The organism is Pseudomonas sp. FW300-N2A2, from assembly GCF_017351735.1.
Lineage (GTDB): Bacteria > Pseudomonadota > Gammaproteobacteria > Pseudomonadales > Pseudomonadaceae > Aquipseudomonas > Aquipseudomonas migulae.
The window spans coordinates 1-21,976 of sequence record NZ_JACNDU010000034.1 but is presented as its reverse complement, the minus strand read 5'-3'; the positions used below and the strand labels follow the sequence as shown (position 1 = coordinate 21,976).

The window sequence follows — 21,976 nt, the reverse complement described above, 5'->3', positions numbered from 1 at the left end:
CTTGTCAGCTCAACCATCGGTTTTAAACAAGCCTTATCGCGCTTTTCTGTTCGATATGGACGGCACCGTCCTCAATTCCATCGCCGCCGCCGAGCGCATCTGGACCGTCTGGGCCTTGCGCCATGGCGTGGATGTGGAGTCTTTTCTGCCGACCATTCACGGCGTCCGGGCCATTGACACCATCAACCGTCAGGCATTGCCGGGTGTCGATGCCGAGGCTGAAGCAGCGTGGATTACCCAAGCGGAAATCGATGATGTCGAGGGAATTGTCGAGGTGCGCAGGGCGGCGGATTTCCTGACGTCGCTGCCGGCCAGCCAGTGGGCCATCGTGACATCTGCGCCCAAAGCGCTCGCGCTTCGCCGGATGGCGGCGGCGGGGATTCCCGAACCTGCAGTGATGGTCACGGCGGAAGACGTCAGCGCCGGCAAACCCGATCCGGCGGGTTATCGATTGGCGGCCAGGCGGTTAGGTGTCGAAGTGACCGATTGCCTGATCTTCGAAGATGCCACCGTCGGCATTCTCGCCGCGCAAGCCGCTGGGGCAGATTTGCTGATTATTACCTCGACTCACGATCATCCGATCGAAACGCCGCATGCGACGATGGTCGATTATGACTCGGTCACCGTCCAGGTTGACCCCGACGGCCATCTCCGCCTGCTCACCCCCTGACAACACCGCCCCCCTGTAGGAGCCAGCTTGCTGGCGATGGTGTATCAGTCGACATCAATGTGGCTGACACACCATCGCCAGCAAGCTGGCTCCTACAAGGACCGTGGTGTTAATAGAGACCAGGAATCAACCGCCAGCTACGGCTGCAATACGCCTCATATTCACTGCCAAACTGCGCCCGCAGCAGCGCCTCTTCCGCGTGGATGCGGGCAATCAGCGGGATCACCGTCAACGCTGCCAGCAACAGGCCAACGCCCGAACGAAACGCCAGCGCCCAACCCACCGCAATCACCAACATCCCCAAATAGCTGGGGTTACGCAAACGGCGATAAATCCCCTCTGTCACAAGGCTATGCCCCGGCTGAATCGCCACCAGTCCGCTGAAGCGCTTGCCCAACACAAACACCGGCCACATGCGCAACGCACCGCCGATGATGAACACCAACGCCCCGAGCCAACGCACGCCTTCGCCGCCGAAGGTCCAGAAGTCGATCCGGTCGGTGTAGGCGGGTAGAAAACCGCTCGCTATCCCGATCACCCCGAAGGCCGGCAGCACCCAGCGATTGGCCCGGTCTTCACGTTCGCCGGAGCTGAGGTTGACCTCGGTGAACAGCGCTGCGACCGTCATCAGCAGCGTCGCCAACACAACCACCACCAGCGCCCCGTGAGAGAAAAAAGCGGCCCACCCGCCGAGCCCCCAGACAGCGAGCCCGAGGTAGGCGAGGGTGCTGACAATGGCGAAAAACGCCAATCTGGCCGAGATTTTCATAGTCACCCCGCACATTCAACGAATACACCATTCATTGTAGGAGCCGGCTTGCTGGCGATGGCGTTCCCAAAATCACCGCCGGCCTCAAGGGCCAATCGCCAGCAAGCTGGCTCCTACAAAATTTGTGTGTGACCGAGGATCGTGAGAGTTGCCCCGAATCCTGTAGGACCCGGCTTGCCGGCGATGGCGTTCTCAAAATCACCGCCTGCCTCAGGGGCCAATCGCCAGCAAGCCGGCTCCTACAAATGGTGCATATGACGGAGGACACGGGGATTGTCCCGAACCCTGTAGGAGCCGGCTTGCTGGCGATGGCATTTTCAAAATCACCACCTGCCTCAAGAGCCAATCGCCAGCAAGCTGGCTCCTACAGAACCTCGGCTCGGGCGTTGCGGCGAATTACTTGCGGCGGTTGGCCGAAGGCTCTGAGGAAGGCTTCACGCATGCGCCGGCGGTCGCTAAAACCGGTTTCGGTGGCGATCTGATCGAGGGTCAACCGCCCGCGTTCCAGCATCTGCCGAGCCGCTTCCAGGCGCAGGTTTTCGATGGCTTTGGCCGGCGACTGCCCGGTTTCGGCGCGAAACGCCCGGCTGAACTGGCGCGGGCTGAGGCTCGCCACGTCCGCCAGGTGTTCCACCGACAACGTTTCGGCGAGGTGTTCGCGGGCATAACCGAGCACGGTCTGGATGCGGTCGGATTTCGGCTCCAGTTCCAGCAGCGCCGAGTGCTGGGACTGGCCGCCCGCGCGTCGGTGGTACATCACCAGTTTCTGCGCCACGGCGCGGGCGAGTTCGGCACCGTGATCCTTTTCAACCATGGCCAGCGCCAGGTCGATACCGGCGGTCATCCCGGCGGACGTCCAGATCGAACCGTCGACCACGTAGATGCGATCCTCTTCCACTTTGATCGACGGAAACCGCGCCTGCAGTTCCCGTGCGTACGCCCAATGCGTGGTCGCCCGCCGTCCTTCAAGCAAACCCGCCTGGGCCAACACAAAGGCGCCGGAACAGATCGACGCCGTACGCCGTGCGGTCTTGATGCTGCCGCGCAGGTAATTCAATACCCCCTCGGGCGCCTGCTCGAGAATGGCATCGCCGCCGACCACAATCACCGTGTCGAACACCCGTCCACCAAACGCCTCGGTGCCAACGCTCAAACCACCGGAGGCGCGCAGGGTGCGGCCGTCTTCGGACACCACACTCACCGTATAAAGCGTCTCGCCAGCGCTGAAGTTGGCGTATTCGAACACCGGCATCGCCGCCAGCGCCATGGACTGGAAGCCTTCAAACACCACAAACGCTACGGAAGTCATTGCCGGCCCCTCAAAGAGAAATGTCCTGAAAACGTACTTTAAACGTCATTTGAGACAAGCGTCAGTCAATTTATAACTGTTCACACCCGGCGAACACTTCGCCTCACTGTGAAGGAAACTGAACATGGCTCTCTCGTCCAAAGGCACCGCCCTGATCACAGGCGCTTCTTCCGGAATCGGCGCGGTCTACGCCGACCGTCTCGCCCGTCAGGGGTATGACTTGATTCTGGTCGCCCGCAGCCAGGCCAAACTGAACGCCCTGGCCAATCACCTGAGCAACGAAACCGGGCGCGCCGTGGAAGTGGTCGCCGCCGACCTGAAAAACCGGGCCGATCTGCGCCGGGTTGAAGGCATTCTGCGTAACGACGCCAGCATTACATTGCTGGTCAACAACGCCGGGGTCGGCGCCGTGATGCCGCTGCTGGGCAGCCCGGTGGATGACATGGAAGACATGATCACCCTCAACGTCACCGCGCTGATGCGCCTGGCCTACGCGGTTGTGCCAGGCTTCGTCGCCCGTGGCACCGGAACCGTGATCAACATCTCCTCGATCGTCGCAATTGCGCCGGAAATTCTCAACGGCGTGTACGGCGGGACCAAGGCATTTGTGTTGGGCCTGAGCCAATCGCTGCACCACGAATTGGCGGATAAAGGCATCCGTATCCAGGCCGTGCTGCCCGGCGCCACTGCGACTGACTTCTGGAGCGAGGCCGGTAACCCGGTGGAAAACCTGCCACAGGAGATCGTGATGTCCGCTGAGGACATGGTCGACGCCGCGCTGGTGGGGCTTGCGAGCGGGGAAGTGGTGACCATTCCGGGCCTGCACGATGGCGAGCAGTGGGATCGTTACGAAGCCCAGCGCAAAACCTTGTCGGGCTTGTTCGGCAACTCCACGGCGGCACCGCGTTATCGTTGAAACAGCAAGCTCGGGCCAGGGTGATCTAAGCTTGGATAAGGACCGTGCAACACCGGCTGGTTGAAGAACTCGATCCGTCGGTGCGCGCCCGAGGAACCCAACATGCTTCACATCAGAACCCCCCTGATCCTGCACCCGGGTTTGTCGACCCCCACTCGGCGGATCTGGCTCAAGCTGGAAAACCTGCAACCCAGCGGCTCGTTCAAACTGCGCGGCATGGGGCTGTTGTGCAGCCAGGCAAAGGCCGAGGGCAAGCGCAAGGTGGTCTGTCCTTCCGGTGGCAACGCCGGTTTCGCCACCGCTGTCGCGGCGGCCAGCCTGGGGTTGCAAGCCTGCATCGTGGTGCCACACACCACCCCGGAAAGCACGCGCGCGAGGATTCGTAAAACCGGTGCCGAAGTGATCGTTCACGGCAAGGTCTGGGACGACGCCAATCAGCGGGCGAAGGAGCTTTCAAAAGGGGCAGACACCGAATATGTGCCGGCCTTCGATCATCCGGTATTGTGGGAAGGGCACAGCACGATGATCGATGAGGTTCTCGAGGACTGCCCTCAAGTCGACACGCTGGTGACGTCGGTGGGGGGCGGTGGTTTGCTGGCAGGCATTCTCACTGGATTGATTCGGCATGGCCGTATGGATTGCCGCATCATCGCCTGCGAAACCATGGGTGCGGCGTCTTTTTCGGCCGCGATCAAGGCCGGGCATCCGGTCAGGCTTTCGCGCATCGACACCGTTGCCACCTCGCTCGGCGCGGCTCAAGTGGCCGCCTGGCCGGTGCAACACATCCTCGATTTTCCTCACCAATGCGTGGTGCTCGGCGATGACGAAGCGATCATGGGCGTGGTGCGGTATGCCAACGATTTGCGCCAGCTGGTTGAACCGGCGTGCGGTGTTTCGTTGGCAATCGGCTATCTGGACCACCCGGCAATTGCCGATGCCCATGACGTAGTGATCGTGGTGTGCGGTGGCGTCAGCATCAACGCACAACTCGTTGCCGGATGGGCGCGTTCATCCGCTGAAAGCGCAAAGTAGCCGGCAAGCGAAGCAGGGCCGTAAACGCCTGGTCAGGTGTCACAAGCCCCACCGCGAATGTTTAGCCTTCATTGCCCGGCAGCGGCACCGTCCTGGATCAGAATCGCTCTGGCGAGGTCTTCATCGCTGGCGTTCAGTCCGGGATTGTCCTGGCGGATCTGCTGCATGACCGACTCCAGATACACCCCACGAATCGCACCGCCACTGGCCACGAAGCTGGAGGCATCATCCCGGGCGGGGATCATGAGTTTGTCGTCCTTGAACGTCGAGTACAGCGAAGCGGAAACCCCGGCCGAGGTGGCCACATCGCCCGCATCCACATCCGCGAAAGCCGAGCCGAAGGGTACGCACAACACAAGGGAAGAAATGATGATCAGACGGCGCATGACGGTGTCCTCTGAAAGCGTAATGGAAGTACCACATAATTTAGGATGCGCGGCGGCCGTCAGGAGTTCCTTGCCGCACACACAATCACTTCAATGCGCAGGTTTGGATCCGCTCGGCTGTTGGCATCGGCATGGATTGACCTGTTATTTCTGTCAGTAGTCGCCGTTCGCGTCGCATGGTATTCAACCTTTATGAATAACCTTGGCGTGGACACCCACACTCCCGATCTCGCGGTCATTGACCCGCGACGTCTGGCGGTGCGCGCGGTGGCTTATTGCCGTTCTGCGGTAGGGCAACCGGCGCAGCCGCAGATCACCCGGCAGGTGTTTGATCCGTTGGGGCGGGAAGTGGCGCGTGTGGATCCGCGATTGGGGACTGCGGGGCGTGGACCGAATCGAAGTTCCCTCCGTGGCTTGTCCGGCAGCGAGTTACTGAACGTCAGCGTCGATTCAGGTTGGACTCTGTCGTTGTTGGGCCCGGCGGGTCAGATCCTGCAACGCTGGGACAGCCGTTGCACAGAGCAACGCGCCTATGACCAACAGTTACGTCCCATCGCGGTGACCGAACAACTTGAGGACGAAACACCACGGGTGGTCGAGCGCTTTCAATACGGTGACCCCGGCGGCAACGCTCGTAATCAATGCGGACAGTTGATCCGCCACGACGACCCGAGCACCACCCGGCACATGCCCGACTTCGATCTGCGCGGCCTGCCGCTGCTGGAAACCAGTCATTTTCTGTCATCACTGGATCCAGTGCATTGGCCGCTGGAAATCGACGCCCGCAATGCCTTGCTCGAACCCACACCCGGCTTCGACAGTCGCTGGACCTATGACGCCTTGGGCGAGGTCGCGACGCAAACCGATGCCAAGCTTAACTGCCGACGGTTCAGCCGAACCTGCGCCGGGCAATTACGCGCGGTTTCCTTGCGGCGCCAGGGCGAGGCCGAGGTGACGCTGGTCAGCGAGATCCGCTACAACGCTGGTGGGCTGGTCGAGCAGGAAACGGCGGGCAACGGCGTGATCACCCGTGCCGAGTTCAGCCCGGAAGACGCGCGCCTGCTGCACTTAAGTACCGGTCTGCCCAGTCAACCGCTGCTGCAAAACCTGCATTACACCTACGACCCGGTCGGCAATCCGGTGCGGATCGATGACCAGGCCAAAGCCACCACCCATTTCAAGAACCAGCGAGTCGACCCTGTCAGCACCTGCACCTACGACAGCCTGTACCGGTTGATTTTCGCGACCGGCCGAGAGGTCTACCGCGCCGCCAACGACCCGAACGCGCTGGTCAACTATCGCGAAGAATACGACTACGACGCCGGCGGTAACCCGCTGGAATTGCGGCATCTTGGCGCGCAGCCGTTCACTCGGCGTTGGGCCGTGGATGTGAGTAGCAACCGTCGCGTGAACCAGCACGACGGCGATCCACCGCCGGATTTCACCCGAGAGTTCGACGGCAACGGCAATCAGCTTCACCTGCTGCGCGGGCAAACGCTGCGCTGGGATGCGCGCAACCAGTTAAGTCAGGTGTCCCCGGTCACCCGCGAAGATGGTCCGGACGACCGTGAACTCTATCGCTACGGCGGCGGTGGCAAACGCCTGCGCAAAGTACGCTGCGAACTGACCTCACGCCGCACCTTGATCGCCGAGGTACGCTACCTGCCGGGTGTGGAAATTCACCGCACCGCCGACGGAGCCGAGCGGCATGTGCTGGAGATCGAAGCCGGACGCAACACGGTGCGGCTGCGGCATTGGGTCGGCTCACCGCCCACCGGGGTGGACAACGATTATTTGAGTTACAGCGTCAGCGATCACCTGGGCTCCAGCCAACTGGAGCTGGACGAAAAGGGCGCGGTGATCAGTGACGAAGGCTATCTGCCGTTTGGTGGCCGGGCGTGGTGGGTGGCACATCACGCCGCCAAGGCGTCGTATAAAACCAAGGGTTACTCGGGCAAGGAGCGTGACGCCACCGGGTTGTATTACTACGGTTATCGGTACTACGCGCCTTGGCAACACGGCTGGCTCAACCCGGACCCGGCGGGGGAGGTGGACGGGTTGAATCGGTATGGGTTTGTCGGGAATTCGCCGATGCGCTATTTCGACAGAGATGGGCGAGTAAAAGACGATGACCAATCGTTTGGTCAGACCGCGCAGCTTGAGTTTATTAAGGCCTTGGAAGGCTACCCCGATACCCTTGAAGTCTTTGCTGCGCTGGTTGGCGAGGATATGGCGTCAGATCCGGATGATTTGCCAGCCGACGAAATTCATGAACCTCCCCCATCACCACAGCCCGTCATGCCTATGCCACCTGCATCTACGCCTGTGACGGATTTGGCTCCGGTGTCGCCGATACGCGGTACCAGTCAACCAGCGCCAGTCCTGAGTCAGGCAGAACCCCAGCCCTCGACCTCTGCTGCGGGTGATGGGAGGGAGCAGGCGCACGGCAGGAATATGCGGTTTAGCTGTCCGCGTTGCGCCAAAAGATTTGCGGGTAAAAGTAATTTAGATAACCACCTGCGAACCCACACCGGTGAAAAACCGTACAGCTGCGAGTTATGCAACAAATGCTTTGCGCAAAAGGGTAGTTTGAAGGAGCACATGCGCAGACATACCGGAGTAAAGCCTTATAAGTGCCTAATTTGTGAAACAGGTTTTGCGCAATCGTCTCATTTGAAGGCGCACATGCGCACTCATACCGAAGAAAAGCCTTATAAGTGCTCGACTTGTGACGCAAGTTTTGCCCGGAAAAGTGTTTTGGATATTCACATGCGCACCCATACCGGAGAAAAGCCCTACGTTTGCCCGACTTGCGGCACACGTTTTTCACATCGCAACTGTATGCTTCGCCATCAGCGGAGCATACATAGTGCTGTGATCTAGCCATATCCGAACGAAGGAAGTTTGCTCCAGACTTCCCTCATCACCGCGAAAACCGCCTCCGATACTCCCTCGGCGAACCCCCAAATTGCGCTGAAACGTAAACCGCATCCGCTCCTCATCCCCAACCCGCCCCCCTGGGCAATCTGCTCAATATTGCACTCGGACTCTTCCAGCAACCGCCGGGCCGCTTCCAGCCTCAGCACTTCAATCGTAAGGTTTTCGTGGCTGAGATTCTGGGCGATCCACTCGTGATAATCCGGAACAATTGAATTGCCGAACAAACCTGATTCCCTGGAGTATCCCGACGGCGCACGGTGGTAACGTTAGGTTTTCGAACCGTCGGGAGCATCGTCATGGAATTGGGCATATCGGGTCGCTGGGCGATTGTCTGCGCCGCCAGCAAAGGCTTGGGGCTGGCCTGTGCGCGAGCCTTGGCGAAGGAGGGCGTGAACCTGGTGATCAACGCCCGTGGCGACGAAACGTTGCAAGCCGCCGCCACAGAATTACGTGGCCTGGCGCCGAGCATCGAAGTGCGCACGGTGGCCGGCGACATCAGCGAGCCGGCCGTCCGCGAGCAAGTATTGGCGGCCTGCCCGCAGGTGGACATCCTGATCAATAACGCCGGAGGCCCGCCGCCGGGTGACTTCCGCGACTGGCAACGCGAAGACTGGTTGAAGGCGCTGGATGCCAACATGCTGACGCCCATCGAGCTGATCAAGGCCTGTGTCGATGGCATGGCCGAGCGCGGTTTTGGGCGCGTCGTCAATATCACCTCCGGTGCAGTGAAGGCGCCGATCGATGTGCTGGGCCTGTCCAACGGCGCCCGCAGCGGCTTGACCGGTTTTATCGCCGGGCTCGCGCGGCAGTCGCGGCTGGCCGGGCACAACGTCACGATCAATAATCTGTTGCCCGGCCCGTTCGAGACCGAGCGCCTGCACAAAACCCTGAGCGCCGCCGCCGAGGCCAATGGTGCCAGCGTCGAGAGCATCAGCGCACAGCGGCGCAAAAACGTTCCGGCCCAGCGCTTTGGCCAGCCCGATGAGTTCGGCGCCTATTGCGCATTCATCTGTAGCGCCCACGCTGGTTTCCTGACAGGGCAAAATCTGTTGCTGGACGGCGGCAGTTATCCCGGCACGTTTTGATCGTTTAAAAGGAGCGCAGGGCAGGTGAGTGTCGATATCGAATGCGTGGTGGTCGGGGCCGGCGTGGTCGGGCTGGCGGTGGCCAGAGCGTTGGCCCGCAGCGGGCGCGAAGTGATTCTGGTCGAAGCCGGCGAGGGCATTGGCGTGGGCATCAGTTCGCGCAATTCGGAAGTGATCCACGCCGGCATCTATTACCCGAGCGGCAGCCTCAAGGCGCAATTATGCGTGGAGGGCAAACAGCGCCTTTACGCCTTTTGTGATGAGCGTGGCGTCGGTTATCAGCGACTGGGCAAGCTCATCGTCGCCACTGATGATGACCAGCGCGGGGCGTTGCAGAAGTTGTTGGAGCAGGGCGCCCGCAATGGTGTCGATGACTTGCAATGGCTGGACGCCAACCAGGCCCGTGACCTTGAGCCGGCGCTGTCTTGCGTCGCTGCGCTCTGGTCTCCATCCACCGGGATTGTCGATTCCCATGCCCTGATGCTGGCGCTTCAGGCGGACGCCGAGGCCGCCGGAGCGTCGATGGCGTTTCATACGCCACTGATATCGGCCCGATGCAGTGAACACGGTTTCGAACTGCAGATGGGCGGCGTCCAGCCGATGACCTTGAGCTGCCGCGAATTGATCAATTGCGCCGGGTTGTCCGCCCCGCAGGTGGCGAGCCGCATTGAGGGTCTGTCGTCGCAGCACGTGCCAACGGCTCGTTTGTGCAAGGGCAGCTATTTCAGTTTCAGCGGCCGCGCGCCGTTCCGGCACCTGGTTTATCCAGCACCGGAGAGTGCCGGGCTGGGGGTGCACATGACCCTTGACCTGGGTGGTCAGGCGCGTTTTGGACCGGATGTCGAGTGGGTTGATGACGTCGATTACCGCGTCGATCCGCGCCGTGCCGATGGTTTCTACGAGGCCATCCGGCGTTACTGGCCCGCCTTGCCCGATGACAGCCTGCAACCGGCCTACAGCGGCATCCGCCCGAAAATCACCGGCCCGACAGAACCCGCCGCCGACTTCATCATCAGCGGCCCCGCCACGCATGGCGTGCCCGGACTGGTCAATCTGTTTGGCATCGAATCGCCGGGGCTGACCAGTTGCCTGGCGCTGGCCGAGCGGGTAACGCAGGCACTGGGCGACCGATGATCAGCGTTTGAGCTGCCACGCCTCACGAGGACTATGCTTTGCAGTGCGCCCATCACAATGGGAGACCTCTGATGATTAACGTACGCACAGCCCGCATGCTGGCCGATTACAAACGCTGGGCCGATCAACGTCTCTTTGACAGCCTGGCCGATTTGCCACCGGGCGAGGTCAACAAAGAACGGGTCTCGGTGTTCAAGAACATGATTGGCACGCTGAACCACATCTACGTCGTGGACTGCATCTGGCAGGCTCACCTCGAAGGCCGGGGGCACGGCTTCAAGACTTCGCACGATCTGCTGCATCCCGATCTCGCCGATCTGCGCATGGCACAAAAAGACATCGATCACTGGTACTGCGACTGGAGCGAACGCCAGACCGACGCCTCGCTGGATAAACCCCTGGAGTTCACGTTCGTCTCGGGCGAAAGCGGCACCATGAGCGCCGGCGCGATGCTGCTGCACGTGGTCAACCACGCCAGTTATCACCGTGGCTGGGTGATCCAGATGTACTTCGACATTCCGGCCATGCCGCCGATGACGGACCTGCCGATCTTCCTGCGCGAAACCGATCCGGATTTCAATTCGCTCAACCCCCCGGCAGTGGCGCCGACATGTGTTGGGCAATTCGCGCGCGCAACCAACGTTCTGCCGGATCGTTATCGTTGACCCCGTTCCAGACCATCGACAGTTCGGACAGGTTGATGTCAAACGGCGGGTCGTCGGCGCGCAACTGGCTGCTGCCTTCGATCAGCGCACACGCGGCGTAATCCGGCACCGTGGCGAGCATGTCGGTGCCGGCCAGCAAGGCGCGCAGCCCGGCAAACTGCGGCACCGCCAACACCACGCGGCGTGAACGACCGATGCGCGCCAGGTCATTGTCGATAGCCCCGGTCAGATCCCCAGAAAACGACACCAGCGCGTGAGGGCGCTCGCAGTAATCATCCAGCGTCAGGACACCGGGCCGACTGTCGCCACGCAAGATCTTCACGCTCAGGTCGCGCAGTTTTTTGCGCTTGGCGTTGGCCGGCAATTCGGTGGTGTAGCTGATCCCGACGGAAATTTCGCCGCTGGCGAGCATCGACGACATCAGCAGGAAATTCACCCGCCGCACCACTACCACAACGTTCTGCGCCTCTTCGCGGATCTGCTTGAGCAGCGGCGGAAACAGACCGAACTCGGCGTCGTCGGACAGGCCGATGCGGAACACGTCGCGACTGGTGGCCGGGTCGAAATCCTTGGCCCGGCTGACCGCGCCGGAAATGGTGTCCATCGCCGGCTGCAACTCCTTGAGAATCTGTAGAGCGCGCTGGGTCGGCTCCAGCACACGACCGTTGCGCACCAGCAGCGGGTCATCGAACAGATCACGCAACTTGGCCAGTGAAGCGCTGACGGCAGGCTGGCCGAGGAACAGCTTTTCCCCGGCCCGGGTCAGGTTCTTTTCGAACATCAGGGTTTCGAAAATCACCAGCAGGTTCATGTCCACGCGGCGCAGGTCGTTGCGGTTCATGGCGGGGCTACTCGCAGGGGGCGGGGTCTTTCCAGTAAAGCACCAAACCTTTGCCTGCGAAGGCGTCCATGAGATCGCCATCGCCGGCAAGCCGGCTCCTACAGGTTTGGTGTGAACCCCCATACCTGAACATCCCACGATTCTGTAGGAGCCAGGCTTGCCGGCGAAGGGGTCTGTGAAATCGCTATCGCCAGCAAGGCGGCTCCTACAGGTTTGGTGTGAGCCCCCATACCTGAACATCCCGCGATTCTGTAGGAGCCAGGCTTGCCGGCGAAGGCGTTCATGAGATCGCCTTCGCCGGCAAGCCTGGCTCCTACATGGGTCGCGTTTGGCAGACGGGTATCCTGATCATCCCGCCTTGCTTATGGCTCGGTCAGCACCTTCCTGAACGTCTCCACCAACGGCCGCAAATTCACCCGATGCCACGCTGCCCACAGCGGCGTGGTAAATGAAATCCACGGCACCTCCCGCAGCACCACACCGGGCGGCGCATTGCGGCTCAAACCTTTCTGAATCATCGCAATCCCCAACCCCGACGCCACCAGCCCCAGTGCGGTGAACGGCTCTGTCGCCTCCATGCGGATGTCCGGGGTGAAACCGGCGCGGATGCAGGCGCTGATGAAGTCGTCGCGGCTCGCGCAGTTCTGGCGGTGTTGCACGCCGATCCATTCCTGATCGGCCAGATCTGCCGAGGTCAGTTCCGCTTGCAAGGCCAGCGGATGATGCTCGGGCAGCGCCAGCAGCATTGGGTCGTCCAGCACCTGAAAACCCAGCAGGTCCGGATCGTCGGCGACGGGCGGTTCGCTGACCAGTGCGATATCGAGACTACGCTGACGCAGGCCTTCGAGTTGTTCGGCGGAGCTGAGGTTGTACAGCGCGACGTGCACGTTCGGCCGGTCGACCCGCAGCACGCGCAGGGCATTGGGCAAGACGCCGGCGTGCATGGCGTTCTCGATGTAGCCGATGCACAGGCCGCCTTCTTCACCGCGACCCAGGCGTTTGCCGAGGGATTCCAGGCGATTGGCGTGGGTCAGCAGGGCGCGGGTTTCGGCGAGGAAGGTCTGGCCGTCGCGGGTCAGGCGGATGCGTTGCTGGCTGCGCTCGAACAGGGTCAGGCCCAGGCGTTCCTCAAGCTGGGCGATTTGCCGGCTCAGGGGCGATTGGGAAATGTGCAGGCGTTCGGCGGCGCGACCGACGTGTTCTTCTTCGGCGACGGCGACGAAGTAGCGCAATTGACGGATGTCGATCATGTCAGACCTATAGGGACTCAAGTGCTGCGCATTATGTCTTGGACGGTCCGATCCTCGCAATCTAGGATTGGCTCAACGGTAAAGCAAACACCGCTCTTTGTAGGAGCCGGCTTGCCGGCGAAAAGCGTCTAGGCGACGCGTTCATTCAGACCGCCCGCGTTATCGTTGACATCCATCGCCAGCAAGCCGGCTCCTACAGGTTTACGAGACATTCGAGAGGATTTTTTCATGAGCTTGAAAGACAAACTGCCCGGTGCGCTGGGTTTCGGTACCGCCCCATTGGGCAACATGTTCCGCGCCATCCCTGAAGAAGAAGCGCTGGCCACCGTGCACGCGGCCTGGGATGCCGGCGTGCGCTACTTCGATACCGCACCGTTTTATGGTTCGGGCCTGTCGGAAATTCGCTTGGGCGCCGCGCTGTCCCAATACAACCGCGACGATTATGTGCTGAGCAGCAAGGTCGGGCGGGTGATTCTGGATGAAGTCGAAGACGCCGCCGCCCGTGATCTGGGTGAGAAGAGCGGCGTGTTCGAACACGGTCGCGCGAACAAGATCGTCAACGATTACAGCGCCGACGCGACGATGCGTTCCATCGAAGACAGCCTCAAGCGTCTGCAAACCGATCGTCTGGACATCGTTTGGGTCCACGACATCGCGCAGGACTTCTACGGTGATCAATGGCTGGAATACTTCAACCAGGCCCGCACCGGCGCGTTCAAAGTGTTGACCCGTTTGCGCGAAGAAGGCGTGATCAAAGGATGGGGGTTGGGCGTGAACAAGGTCGAGCCGTGTGAGCTGACCCTCGACCTGACCGAAGCCCAGCCGGACGGTTTTCTGCTGGCGGGCCGCTACACACTGCTTGATCACGACCGTGCCCTGCAACGCCTGATGGATGCCGCGCTGGCGCAGAATGTCGAGATCGTGGTCGGTGGTCCCTACAGCTCGGGGATTCTGGCCGGTGGTGCGCATTTCGAATACCAGAAGGCCAGCCCGGCGATCATCCATAAAGTCGAGCAGATCAAACGTATCGCAGCGGCTCATGGCGTCGACATCAAGGCCGCTGCATTGCAGTTCTCCCTCGCTAACCCGGCCGTTGCTGCCGTGATTCCTGGTTCCAGCCGTCCGGACCGGATTGCTGAAGATGTGGCTGCGTTGTCAGCCGCCATTCCCGCTGCATTCTGGCAAGCCATGCGCGACGCGAAACTGGTGTCCGAACGCGCTCCATTACCCCTCGCAGGAGTTTGAGCATGAAGATCGATCTGACTGGAAAACTCGCCATCGTCAGCGGCAGCACCGCCGGCATTGGCCTGGGCATCAGCAAGGCACTGGCCGAGTCCGGTGCGACGGTGGTGGTGATCGGCCGCGAGACGGCCAAGGTCGAGCAGGCGCTGGCGAGCATCCGCCAGAGCGTGCCGGGCGCGCAACTGCGTGGCCTGACCGCCGACCTCGGCACCGCCGAAGGTGCTGAGCAGTTGTTCGTCGCCGAGCCGCGAGCGGACATTCTGGTGAACAACCTCGGGATCTTCAACGAGGTGGATTTCTTCGACACGCCGGACAGCGAGTGGACGCGGTTTTATGAGGTCAACGTGATCTCCGGTGTGCGCCTGTCGCGGCATTACGTGCCGGACATGGTCAAGCAGGGCTGGGGGCGGGTGATTTTCCTGTCCTCGGAATCCGGGATTGCGATCCCGGCGGACATGCTCAACTACGGCGTGACCAAAAGCGCCAACCTCGCGGTGTCTCATGGCCTGGCCAAACGGCTGGCGGGCACGGGCGTGACGGTGAATGCGATCCTGCCAGGCCCGACGTTGACCGATGGTCTGGAGCAGATGCTCAAGGACGCCACGGCCGAATCGGGGCGCAGTGTGCGCGAAGAAGCCGATGCGTTCGTGCGCCAGGCCCGGCCGACGTCGATCATCCAGCGCGTGGCGGACGTCGAGGAAGTCGCCAACCTGGTGGCTTACATCGCTTCACCGCTGTCATCGGCCACGACCGGCGCCGCCCTTCGAGTCGACGGCGGTGTCGTCGACAGCCTGGCGATCTGAATTTTTTGATTGAGGAGAGAGGACTACATGGCAACTGCATCAGCGTTTATCGACATCCCGGCTTCGGCCGACAAGGTTTGGCAATTGATCGGCGGCTTCAACTCGCTGCCGGACTGGCTGCCGTTCATTCCCAAAAGCGAACTGAGCGAAGGCGGGCGGGTGCGCAGTCTGCAAACCGCCGATGGCGCGATAGTGGTGGAACGGCTTGAGTCGTTTGATAACGCCGGGAAGACATATAGCTACTCGATTTTGCAGGCACCGTTTCCGGCGACGGATTACCTGGCGACGATCCGCGTTGAAGCGCAGGGCGAGGGCGCCCGAGTGACCTGGTCGGGGCGGTTTGCACCGGTCGGTGTGACCGAGGAAGAAGTGGCGGCGTTGTTTGCCGGAATTTACCAGGGTGGCCTCCAAGCCCTGCGGGCCAACTACCCCGTGTAAACCCGATCCCCTGTAGGAGCCGGCTTGCCGGCGAAGGCGTCCGCAAAATCGCCATCGCCGGCAAGCCGGCTCCTACAGGTTTCGCGTTAATCCAAAATCCCGAACATCCCCCGATCCTGTAGGAGCCAGCTTGCTGGCGATAGCGCCCGCAAAATCGCCATCGCCAGCAAGCCGGCTCCTACAGGTTTTGTGTTAACCCAACATCTCGAACATCCCCCCAATTCTGTAGGAGCCAGGCTTGCCGGCGATGGCGTCCGTGAAATCGCCATCGCCAGCAAGCCGGCTCCTACAGGTTTCGCGTTAATCCCAACTCTCGAACATCCCCCAATTCTGTAGGAGCCAGGCTTGCCGGCGAAGGCGTCCGCAAGACCGCCATCGCCGGCAAGCCGGCTCCTACAGGTTTTGTGTTAACCCAACATCCTGAACATCCCCCGATCCTGTAGGAGCCAGGCTTGCTGGCGATGGCGTCCGTGAAATCGCCATCGCCAGCAAGCCGGCTCCTACAGGGGTGGCTGTGTCAAGTCTGGGCAATCAGGCTCTGTCGGCAATCGAGCACCAACCGTGCGCCGCCCGATTCGCTGTCAGCCACTTCAAGCGTAAACCCATGCAGGCTGACAATCGCCGCGACGATCGACAAGCCTAGCCCGAAGCCGCTTTGCTGATTGCCGCCCTCGGCGCGATAGAAGCGCTGAAACACCGCCTCGCGCTCGGCCAGCGCAATGCCAGGGCCGGAGTCGAGCACTTCGATCCGCGTATGCCCACCTTCGTTGATCCCGCGCAAAATCACCTCGCCCCCCGGCGGCGTGAATTTGATCGAGTTGCTCAACAGGTTGGCCACCGCCTCGAACAGCAACGCCCGGTCGCCATTCAATGGCGGCAGAGTGTCAGGCAATTGCAGCTTGAACGTCAGTTCGCCTTCTTCCGCCAACGGCAGATAAAAGTCGTGCAGCTCCTGCAACAACGGCACCGGATCCAGCTGTACAAAACCGGAACGCCGCTGGCGATCCTCCAGCTCGGAGATCCGCAGCAACCCGCGAAAACGCGCCATCAGCGTATCCGCTTCGGCGAGCACCGAATCGAGTTGCGTCGCTTCTGCCGACCCTTCGCCAGCCTGTTGCTGCATGCGGTACAACTGCGCCCGCAAGCGGGTCAGCGGCGTGCGCAAGTCGTGGGCGATGTTGTCGCACACCCCCTTGACCTCGTTCATCAAACGCTCGATGCGTTCGAGCATGGCGTTGACGATGGCGGCGAGCATGTCCAGTTCGTCGCGGCGATTGGACAGCGGCAAGCGTCGGGTCAGGTCACCGGCAACAATCGCTTCGGCGCTGGCCTGAATCCCACGAATGCGTCGCAACGGTCGACGGCGCAACAGGTGCCATCCGACGATGCCCGGCAAAATAGTCAGGGTCACACCCCAGAAAAGCGCGTGCAGAATGATGCGGGTCACGGCGAACAGCGAACCGTTGTCGCGCACCAGAATCAGCCAGCGACCGTCCCGTGTCTGGGTTGCCACGGCGTCGCAGCTGTCGGCGGGCAGCGTCGGGTCATCGGAGTCGGCGCAGTCGCTGAGCATGTGGATCTTGCCGTCCAGCGGCAAACCTTTAGGAATGTGGCGCAGGGCACCGTTGAGGTAGCGATGCTCGGCATCGAACAGGCCGTAGGCGTCGATGCCGCGAATATCGAAAGTCATGCTGACGGCGAGGGCGTCCAGCAGTTGCTCGCCGGAAAAACGCGAAAACAAATGCTGACGTTGCATCAGCGAATGCTTGGCCAGGTTGTCCAGGTAGGCGGACACCTCGTAGTACATGACCCCCATGAGAATCCCGCTCCAGAGCACGAACAGCGAACTGTAGAGCGCCAGCAACCGGCTGCTGGAAGAGCGCCAGCCTTTAGAGGGGTTCGGCAATGACATAACCCGAGCCTCGCACGGTCCGAATCAGTGGGACATTGCCGGGCGGGTCGATCTTCTTGCGCAGGCGGCCGATGTGCACGTCGATCAGGTTGGTGCCGGGGTCGAAGTGATAACCCCAGACCTCTTCGAAAATCATCATCCGCGACAGAATCTGCCCGGTATTGCGCATCAGGAATTCCAGCAACTTGTACTCGGTGGGTAACAGCGTCAGCAACTGGCCGTCGCGGCTGGCTTCGTGGCTGATCAGGTTCAGTTCCAGGTCCGCGACCCGCAGCGTGGTGGCCTGGGCGGTCACGGTGTTTTGCCGGCGCAGCAGCACTTCGACGCGGGCGGCCATTTCATCGGTGGCAAACGGTTTGGTCAGGTAATCGTCACCGCCGGCACGCAAACCGCGCACGCGTTCATCGACATCGGAGAGGGCGCTGATCATCAGGATCGGCGTCGCCACGCCCATGGTCCGCAGCGTCGTGGCAATCGCCAGGCCATCGAGCTCGGGCAACATGCGGTCGAGGGTAATCAAGTCATAGTTGCCGTTGACCGCACGCTCCAGACCTTCACGGCCATTGTCGACCCAATCCACGTCGAGGCCGTGGCTGCTCAATTCGGCGACGATCTCCCGGGCGGTCACGGCGTCGTCTTCGATGGTCAAGATGCGGGTCATAGGGCGGACCTGATAGTCAGTTCAAGGCAAGTGTGTGGGCATTCTGCCAAGAAATGCCGGCGACTTTTTAAATTAACTTTCATGTGGCTCATGGAGCGGTCCGGAACATTGATATCATCTGGCCATAACCTTGAAAGGGAGTTCGACTGTGCGCACTTTGATTCGCCGTGGCGGGATGTCGATTGTTGTGTTGTTGCTGTGTGTCATCAGCGGGAGTGCCTGGGCGGGAAACACTCCGTGTTCGGGGAAGAAGGGCGGTATCGATCGTTGTGATGGCGACCTGTTCCTGTGTAATGACGGCTCTATCAGCGCCTCGAAGAAAAGCTGCTCGGCACTTTATGGCGATTCAAGCCAGGCTCGCCCACAAACCTTATTGCAGAGCTCCGATGGCTGCACCTGCGGCTCAGGTTCGTTTTGCACCGGCCCACGAGGCGGGGTGTATTGCCTGACACCCAGCGGTAATAAGAGCTACAAACGCAAGTAGCTCATCTGCAATGCATAAAAAATCGCGAGCAGGCTCGCTCCTACAGTAAACCGCGTTCTCCTGCTGTCAGGTGCAACACTATTCAATCGGTGTACTCACAAACGCCTCAAGCCCCTCGGCATAGTCGGTAAACGCACTGATCAGCGGAAACTGCCAGGCATCCACCTGATCCGGCACCACCAGACGGGTAAAGCTCCAGGCCACCGCCAATGTAATCCCGTCCTGATCAATCGAACCGTCAGTCTTCAACGGTCGCAGTTCCAGCTCCCGTTCCAGTGCCGAATACGCGGCCGCCAATTGCCCCTCGACCCGTTCCACCCACGGTTCGAACTGAATTTCCGCGGGCCGCAGGTTGCGTTCGTAATAAAGCTGCACCGACTTCTCGCAGGCTGCCAACGCCAGGCCGATCAAGCGCAACGAACGCAGGCGTTGGTTCAGGTCCTCTGGCATCAGGCTGTTACCCGGTCCGGCGAGTGCCTCCAGGTAATCGATGATCAACGTCGAGTCGATCAACACCTCGCCGTCATCCAGCACCAGCGTCGGCGCCTTGACCACCGGGTTGATCTGCTGGAACTGCTCGAAGTGCCGAAACACCGAAACCGACTGATGATCGAGGTCGATGCCCAGGCGTTTGGCGGAAATGGCAACGCGTCGCACGTAGGGCGAATCCAGCATGCCGATCAGCTTCATTGAACCTCTCCTCAAGATTTGCCATTTCGGGAGGACAACCTTAGCTGAGGTTCATTGCCCTGCAAATGTGCTCGGTAAACACCACCGTTGAGGCCATTTGTCTTCTATATACAGCCGCTCGGTTGAATTTCTTGCTATAAACGCACTCCGATAACCACCGTAAAGGCTGACATAGAGCACTTTCGGGGCTTTGTCGGACAAATTCGCTGTCTTTTCAGTTGCTGAGGCCTCAAGTCGGCCTTAGACTGCCGCCCCTCGTAAATTGAGTGCCGGGTGGCGCTTGGAATAAACGGCGCCTTTCCGATGGCCAGACCAGGTCCGCCGGAACGCTCCCTAATTCGCCTTAATGCACGTTTTTTTATAGAGATATCAATGACAAAGGACAAGTTGCTGGCCATGCCGGCGGATGACTACATGAATGCCGAGCAACATGCTTTTTTCTCTGAGCTGTTGCAGAACATGAAAGTCGAAACCCATGAGCGCATCGAACAGAATCGCATCGCCATCGAGAGCCTGGACACCCCGGCCGATCCGGCTGACGCAGCTTCTGTCGAAGAAGAGCGCACCTGGCTGGTGAACGCGATCGATCGCGACCAGCGCATGCTGCCTCAGTTGGAACAGGCGCTGGAGCGCATCAAGGAAGACAGCTTCGGCTGGTGCGACGACAGCGGCGAGGCCATTGGCCTGAAGCGTCTGCTGATCAGTCCGACCACCAAGTACTGCATCGAAGCGCAAGAGCGTCACGAACAGATCGACAAGCACCAGCGTCAGGCCTGATTTCGTAGCGCCCCGCATCGCGGGCAAGCCTCACTCCTGAAGGAGCAAGGCTTGCCCGCGATGCTTTTTTTCGTCTGCGAAAAACCTCGCGCACTTCTATTGATCTGCTGCAACGACCACTACTAATGGACCATGGATAATGGCCCTCTAGTGGCGTTTAATGCAGTCACAACAATTAGAAGACGCATGGGGTGACGAAGATGACGAGAGACGGATCTCTGGTTGGGGCATTGCCTGCACCAGTGTTTGCACCGAAGACCCGCTGGCTGACGCCGACGCTGCAAAGCATCGCCCTGATGCTCTTGCTGTGCGGCATGACGCTGGGTGGCTGGCCGCTTTACGTTGGCTTGCCGTTGGCCGTCCTGATTATCTGGCTTCCTCGGCTCCGTTCTCGTGCCATTCCCTTAGAACCATCTGCCGACAACTCCAGCGCCATCGCCGAACTGACTCGCGATCTTTCCTACACCACCAGTCATAACGCCTTGTCGGCCGCCGGCGTGGCCTTTTCGGTCAAGCAACTGGCCGACAAACTGCAATCGCAACTCGGTGCCGCGGCACAGATTGTCAGCAATGCCGAAGTGATGATCGCCACCGAACAAGCCACCTCGACACTCAGTCGAACGGCCCTCAGTGCCGCCAGCGAAGCGCATCAGAGCAGCGCGGCAGGGCGCACGGAGCTGGTCGAATCCATCACCCGCATGCATCAACTCAGTCAGCGCGCGAGCAACAGTCGTGAGCTGATCGAAGCCCTGAGCCTGCGCAGCGACGATATCCAGCGGGTCACGCTGGTGATCCAGTCCATTGCCAGCCAGACCAATCTGCTGGCATTGAACGCGGCCATTGAAGCGGCACGGGCCGGGGAGCACGGTCGCGGGTTCGCAGTCGTCGCCGACGAGGTTCGCGGCCTGGCCGCGCGCACAGCGACGGCGACCGGCGAAGTCGGCGAGATGGTTGCCGATATCCAGCAACGCACCGCGCAAGTGGTGGAGCAGATCCGGCAGCTGTCCAGCGACCTCGACATCGGTGTCCAGCAGGTCGAGCACACCGGCCAGCACCTGGAAAACATTGCCCGCCTGGCGGCTGGCGTCGAAAGTCAGGTCGGCGATATTGCCAAGGGCGCCGACACCAACCGCGAACAACTCGACAGCCTGTTTCACGCCATCGAGCAGATGCGCAGCGATCTGGCGATCAGCGATCAACAGACTCAGCGTCTGGCGCAAGCCGCGGTGCAAATGGAAGGTCAGGCCGAAACCATCAGCGAGCGTCTGGCCGAGGTCGGACTGGATGACTATCACCAGCGGATTTATGACCTGGCCCGCGAAGGCGCGCGTCAGATTACGGCACGCTTTGAGGCGGATATCGACCAGGGGCTTGTCAGTCTCGATGACTTGTTCGATCGCAGTTATCAGGCCATTCCTGACACCAGTCCGGCCAAGTACCAGACCCGTTTCGACCGCTACACCGATAAGGTTTTGCCGGCGATTCAGGAACCGTTGCTGCCGCGCCATGAAGGCCTGGTGTTTGCCATCGCCTGCACGCAGCAAGGTTATGTGCCGACCCATAACAAGGTTTTCAGTCAGCCACTGACTGGTGATGCGCAGGTCGATACGCTGCAAAACCGCACCAAACGCAAATTTGCCGACCGTACCGGGATTCGTTGTGGCAGTCATCAACAGGCTGTTTTGTTGCAAACCTATACGCGGGACACGGGGGAGTTGATGCACGATCTTTCGGTGCCGATCATGCTCAAGGGGCGGCATTGGGGTGGTTTGCGGTTGGGGTATAAGCCGCAGGGTGCTCGCTGATAGGCATTGTTTTAGGGGCGTGTGTATATCCGTTGCTGCGGTGATGGCTTCTATTGGTTCCGCTCTTACAGCGGGTCACTTGGAAAAGCGCCAAGTAACCAAGCGCTCTTGCCCCTTTCGTTCGGTGCCTCGCTGTGGCTCGGCATGCCCTCGCTCCGGTCCTGCTC

21 protein-coding genes and 1 pseudogene are annotated in these 21,976 nt (G+C 60.8%); 13 read left to right on the top strand and 9 right to left on the bottom strand.

What is annotated here, in order from left to right:
• Position 1 precedes the first annotated feature (1 nt).
• Complete coding sequence (locus tag J4E42_RS25965) at positions 2–670, top strand: HAD-IA family hydrolase (protein WP_207286516.1); 669 nt, start codon at positions 2–4, stop codon at positions 668–670.
• Positions 671–779: 109 nt separating this feature from the next.
• Here the strand turns inward: J4E42_RS25965 and J4E42_RS25960 are convergent, their stop codons facing one another.
• Positions 780–1,439: an isoprenylcysteine carboxylmethyltransferase family protein gene (locus tag J4E42_RS25960; RefSeq protein WP_207286500.1), complete on the bottom strand. Its 660-nt coding sequence runs from the start codon at positions 1,437–1,439 to the stop codon at positions 780–782.
• Positions 1,440–1,803: 364 nt separating this feature from the next.
• Positions 1,804–2,748 (bottom strand): GlxA family transcriptional regulator, encoded by a 945-nt coding sequence (locus J4E42_RS25955; protein WP_207286499.1) that lies wholly within the window; start codon positions 2,746–2,748, stop codon positions 1,804–1,806.
• 124 nt (positions 2,749–2,872) lie between these two features.
• Here J4E42_RS25955 and J4E42_RS25950 point away from each other — a divergent pair, with 124 nt between their 5' ends.
• Both J4E42_RS25950 and J4E42_RS25945 read left to right on the top strand, forming a co-directional pair.
• Positions 2,873–3,664 carry an SDR family oxidoreductase gene (locus J4E42_RS25950; RefSeq protein WP_192496274.1) on the top strand — a complete coding sequence of 264 codons (792 nt, stop codon included), beginning with the start codon at positions 2,873–2,875 and terminating at the stop codon, positions 3,662–3,664.
• Between the two features lie 102 nt (positions 3,665–3,766).
• Positions 3,767–4,696, top strand: coding sequence for a pyridoxal-phosphate dependent enzyme (locus J4E42_RS25945; RefSeq protein ID WP_207286498.1), 930 nt, complete (start codon positions 3,767–3,769; stop codon positions 4,694–4,696).
• Positions 4,697–4,764: 68 nt separating this feature from the next.
• Here the strand turns inward: J4E42_RS25945 and J4E42_RS25940 are convergent, their stop codons facing one another.
• Entirely contained in the window at positions 4,765–5,082 is a 318-nt protein-coding gene (locus tag J4E42_RS25940) for a DUF2388 domain-containing protein (protein WP_008043507.1), read from the bottom strand.
• A 45-nt stretch (positions 5,083–5,127) separates the two neighbouring features.
• Between J4E42_RS25940 and J4E42_RS25935 the strand changes: the two genes are divergently transcribed.
• On the top strand, positions 5,128–7,965 hold the full coding sequence (locus J4E42_RS25935; RefSeq protein ID WP_259331724.1) for a C2H2-type zinc finger protein: 2,838 nt from the start codon (positions 5,128–5,130) through the stop codon (positions 7,963–7,965).
• 40 nt (positions 7,966–8,005) lie between these two features.
• On the opposite strand, the pseudogene J4E42_RS25930 reads toward J4E42_RS25935, so the two are convergent.
• A pseudogene (locus tag J4E42_RS25930) lies at positions 8,006–8,216 on the bottom strand (helix-turn-helix domain-containing protein); the annotation flags it as partial.
• 102 nt (positions 8,217–8,318) lie between these two features.
• Here J4E42_RS25930 and J4E42_RS25925 point away from each other — a divergent pair.
• The 3 genes from J4E42_RS25925 to J4E42_RS25915 all read left to right on the top strand — a co-directional run bounded on the left by J4E42_RS25925 (position 8,319) and on the right by J4E42_RS25915 (position 10,906).
• Positions 8,319–9,107, top strand: coding sequence for an SDR family oxidoreductase (locus J4E42_RS25925; protein WP_008043517.1), 789 nt, complete (start codon positions 8,319–8,321; stop codon positions 9,105–9,107).
• Positions 9,108–9,131: 24 nt separating this feature from the next.
• Entirely contained in the window at positions 9,132–10,241 is a 1,110-nt protein-coding gene (locus J4E42_RS25920) for an NAD(P)/FAD-dependent oxidoreductase (RefSeq protein ID WP_207286497.1), read from the top strand.
• Between the two features lie 71 nt (positions 10,242–10,312).
• Positions 10,313–10,906 (top strand): DinB family protein, encoded by a 594-nt coding sequence (locus J4E42_RS25915; RefSeq protein WP_008043531.1) that lies wholly within the window; start codon positions 10,313–10,315, stop codon positions 10,904–10,906.
• Here the strand turns inward: J4E42_RS25915 and J4E42_RS25910 are convergent.
• On the bottom strand, positions 10,827–11,747 hold the full coding sequence (locus J4E42_RS25910) for a LysR substrate-binding domain-containing protein (RefSeq protein WP_008043533.1): 921 nt from the start codon (positions 11,745–11,747) through the stop codon (positions 10,827–10,829). The genes J4E42_RS25915 and J4E42_RS25910 overlap by 80 nt on opposite strands.
• A gap of 362 nt (positions 11,748–12,109) precedes the next feature.
• Complete coding sequence (locus J4E42_RS25905) at positions 12,110–12,997, bottom strand: LysR substrate-binding domain-containing protein (RefSeq protein ID WP_207286496.1); 888 nt, start codon at positions 12,995–12,997, stop codon at positions 12,110–12,112.
• Positions 12,998–13,225: 228 nt separating this feature from the next.
• On the opposite strand from J4E42_RS25905, the gene J4E42_RS25900 reads away from it, so the two are divergent.
• The 3 genes from J4E42_RS25900 to J4E42_RS25890 are packed head-to-tail and all read left to right on the top strand — an operon-like array spanning position 13,226 to position 15,480.
• Positions 13,226–14,242 carry an aldo/keto reductase gene (locus J4E42_RS25900; RefSeq protein ID WP_207286495.1) on the top strand — a complete coding sequence of 339 codons (1,017 nt, stop codon included), beginning with the start codon at positions 13,226–13,228 and terminating at the stop codon, positions 14,240–14,242.
• A 2-nt stretch (positions 14,243–14,244) separates the two neighbouring features.
• Complete coding sequence (locus tag J4E42_RS25895) at positions 14,245–15,042, top strand: SDR family NAD(P)-dependent oxidoreductase (protein ID WP_207286494.1); 798 nt, start codon at positions 14,245–14,247, stop codon at positions 15,040–15,042.
• A gap of 27 nt (positions 15,043–15,069) precedes the next feature.
• The gene (locus J4E42_RS25890; RefSeq protein WP_207286493.1) at positions 15,070–15,480 is read left to right on the top strand and encodes an SRPBCC family protein; all 411 of its coding nucleotides are present in this window, start codon (positions 15,070–15,072) and stop codon (positions 15,478–15,480) included.
• A gap of 517 nt (positions 15,481–15,997) precedes the next feature.
• On the opposite strand, the gene J4E42_RS25885 is transcribed toward J4E42_RS25890, so the two are convergent.
• A complete protein-coding gene (locus tag J4E42_RS25885) occupies positions 15,998–17,392 on the bottom strand; it encodes a HAMP domain-containing sensor histidine kinase (RefSeq protein WP_207286492.1) in 1,395 nt (464 codons plus the stop codon).
• The gene (locus tag J4E42_RS25880; RefSeq protein ID WP_207286491.1) at positions 17,370–18,053 is read right to left on the bottom strand and encodes a response regulator transcription factor; all 684 of its coding nucleotides are present in this window, start codon (positions 18,051–18,053) and stop codon (positions 17,370–17,372) included. The genes J4E42_RS25885 and J4E42_RS25880 overlap by 23 nt, the downstream gene beginning before the upstream one ends.
• Positions 18,054–18,228: 175 nt before the next feature.
• Between J4E42_RS25880 and J4E42_RS29570 the strand changes: the two genes are divergently transcribed.
• Positions 18,229–18,537, top strand: coding sequence for a hypothetical protein (locus tag J4E42_RS29570; RefSeq protein WP_259331725.1), 309 nt, complete (start codon positions 18,229–18,231; stop codon positions 18,535–18,537).
• Positions 18,538–18,615: 78 nt separating this feature from the next.
• Here J4E42_RS29570 and J4E42_RS25875 read toward each other — a convergent pair whose 3' ends face one another.
• Entirely contained in the window at positions 18,616–19,227 is a 612-nt protein-coding gene (locus J4E42_RS25875) for a glutathione S-transferase (RefSeq protein ID WP_008043540.1), read from the bottom strand.
• Positions 19,228–19,599: 372 nt separating this feature from the next.
• Between J4E42_RS25875 and J4E42_RS25870 the strand changes: the two genes are divergently transcribed.
• Both J4E42_RS25870 and J4E42_RS25865 read left to right on the top strand, forming a co-directional pair.
• A complete protein-coding gene (locus tag J4E42_RS25870) occupies positions 19,600–20,004 on the top strand; it encodes a TraR/DksA family transcriptional regulator (RefSeq protein WP_007907888.1) in 405 nt (134 codons plus the stop codon).
• 200 nt (positions 20,005–20,204) lie between these two features.
• Positions 20,205–21,809 (top strand): methyl-accepting chemotaxis protein, encoded by a 1,605-nt coding sequence (locus J4E42_RS25865; protein ID WP_207286490.1) that lies wholly within the window; start codon positions 20,205–20,207, stop codon positions 21,807–21,809.
• The last annotated feature ends 167 nt before the right edge of the window (positions 21,810–21,976 follow it).

Coding starts and splice junctions, on each gene's coding strand:
- J4E42_RS25960 (WP_207286500.1), bottom strand. CDS start 1,439: ATGAAAATCTCGGCCAGATTGGCGTTTTTCGCCATTGTCAGCACCCTC.
- J4E42_RS25955 (WP_207286499.1), bottom strand. CDS start 2,748: ATGACTTCCGTAGCGTTTGTGGTGTTTGAAGGCTTCCAGTCCATGGCG.
- J4E42_RS25950 (WP_192496274.1), top strand. CDS start 2,873: ATGGCTCTCTCGTCCAAAGGCACCGCCCTGATCACAGGCGCTTCTTCC.
- J4E42_RS25945 (WP_207286498.1), top strand. CDS start 3,767: ATGCTTCACATCAGAACCCCCCTGATCCTGCACCCGGGTTTGTCGACC.
- J4E42_RS25940 (WP_008043507.1), bottom strand. CDS start 5,082: ATGCGCCGTCTGATCATCATTTCTTCCCTTGTGTTGTGCGTACCCTTC.
- J4E42_RS25935 (WP_259331724.1), top strand. CDS start 5,128: ATGCGCGGCGGCCGTCAGGAGTTCCTTGCCGCACACACAATCACTTCA.
- J4E42_RS25925 (WP_008043517.1), top strand. CDS start 8,319: ATGGAATTGGGCATATCGGGTCGCTGGGCGATTGTCTGCGCCGCCAGC.
- J4E42_RS25915 (WP_008043531.1), top strand. CDS start 10,313: ATGATTAACGTACGCACAGCCCGCATGCTGGCCGATTACAAACGCTGG.
- J4E42_RS25910 (WP_008043533.1), bottom strand. CDS start 11,747: ATGAACCGCAACGACCTGCGCCGCGTGGACATGAACCTGCTGGTGATT.
- J4E42_RS25905 (WP_207286496.1), bottom strand. CDS start 12,997: ATGATCGACATCCGTCAATTGCGCTACTTCGTCGCCGTCGCCGAAGAA.
- J4E42_RS25900 (WP_207286495.1), top strand. CDS start 13,226: ATGAGCTTGAAAGACAAACTGCCCGGTGCGCTGGGTTTCGGTACCGCC.
- J4E42_RS25895 (WP_207286494.1), top strand. CDS start 14,245: ATGAAGATCGATCTGACTGGAAAACTCGCCATCGTCAGCGGCAGCACC.
- J4E42_RS25890 (WP_207286493.1), top strand. CDS start 15,070: ATGGCAACTGCATCAGCGTTTATCGACATCCCGGCTTCGGCCGACAAG.
- J4E42_RS25885 (WP_207286492.1), bottom strand. CDS start 17,392: ATGTCATTGCCGAACCCCTCTAAAGGCTGGCGCTCTTCCAGCAGCCGG.
- J4E42_RS25880 (WP_207286491.1), bottom strand. CDS start 18,053: ATGACCCGCATCTTGACCATCGAAGACGACGCCGTGACCGCCCGGGAG.
- J4E42_RS29570 (WP_259331725.1), top strand. CDS start 18,229: ATGTCGATTGTTGTGTTGTTGCTGTGTGTCATCAGCGGGAGTGCCTGG.
- J4E42_RS25875 (WP_008043540.1), bottom strand. CDS start 19,227: ATGAAGCTGATCGGCATGCTGGATTCGCCCTACGTGCGACGCGTTGCC.
- J4E42_RS25870 (WP_007907888.1), top strand. CDS start 19,600: ATGACAAAGGACAAGTTGCTGGCCATGCCGGCGGATGACTACATGAAT.
- J4E42_RS25865 (WP_207286490.1), top strand. CDS start 20,205: ATGACGAGAGACGGATCTCTGGTTGGGGCATTGCCTGCACCAGTGTTT.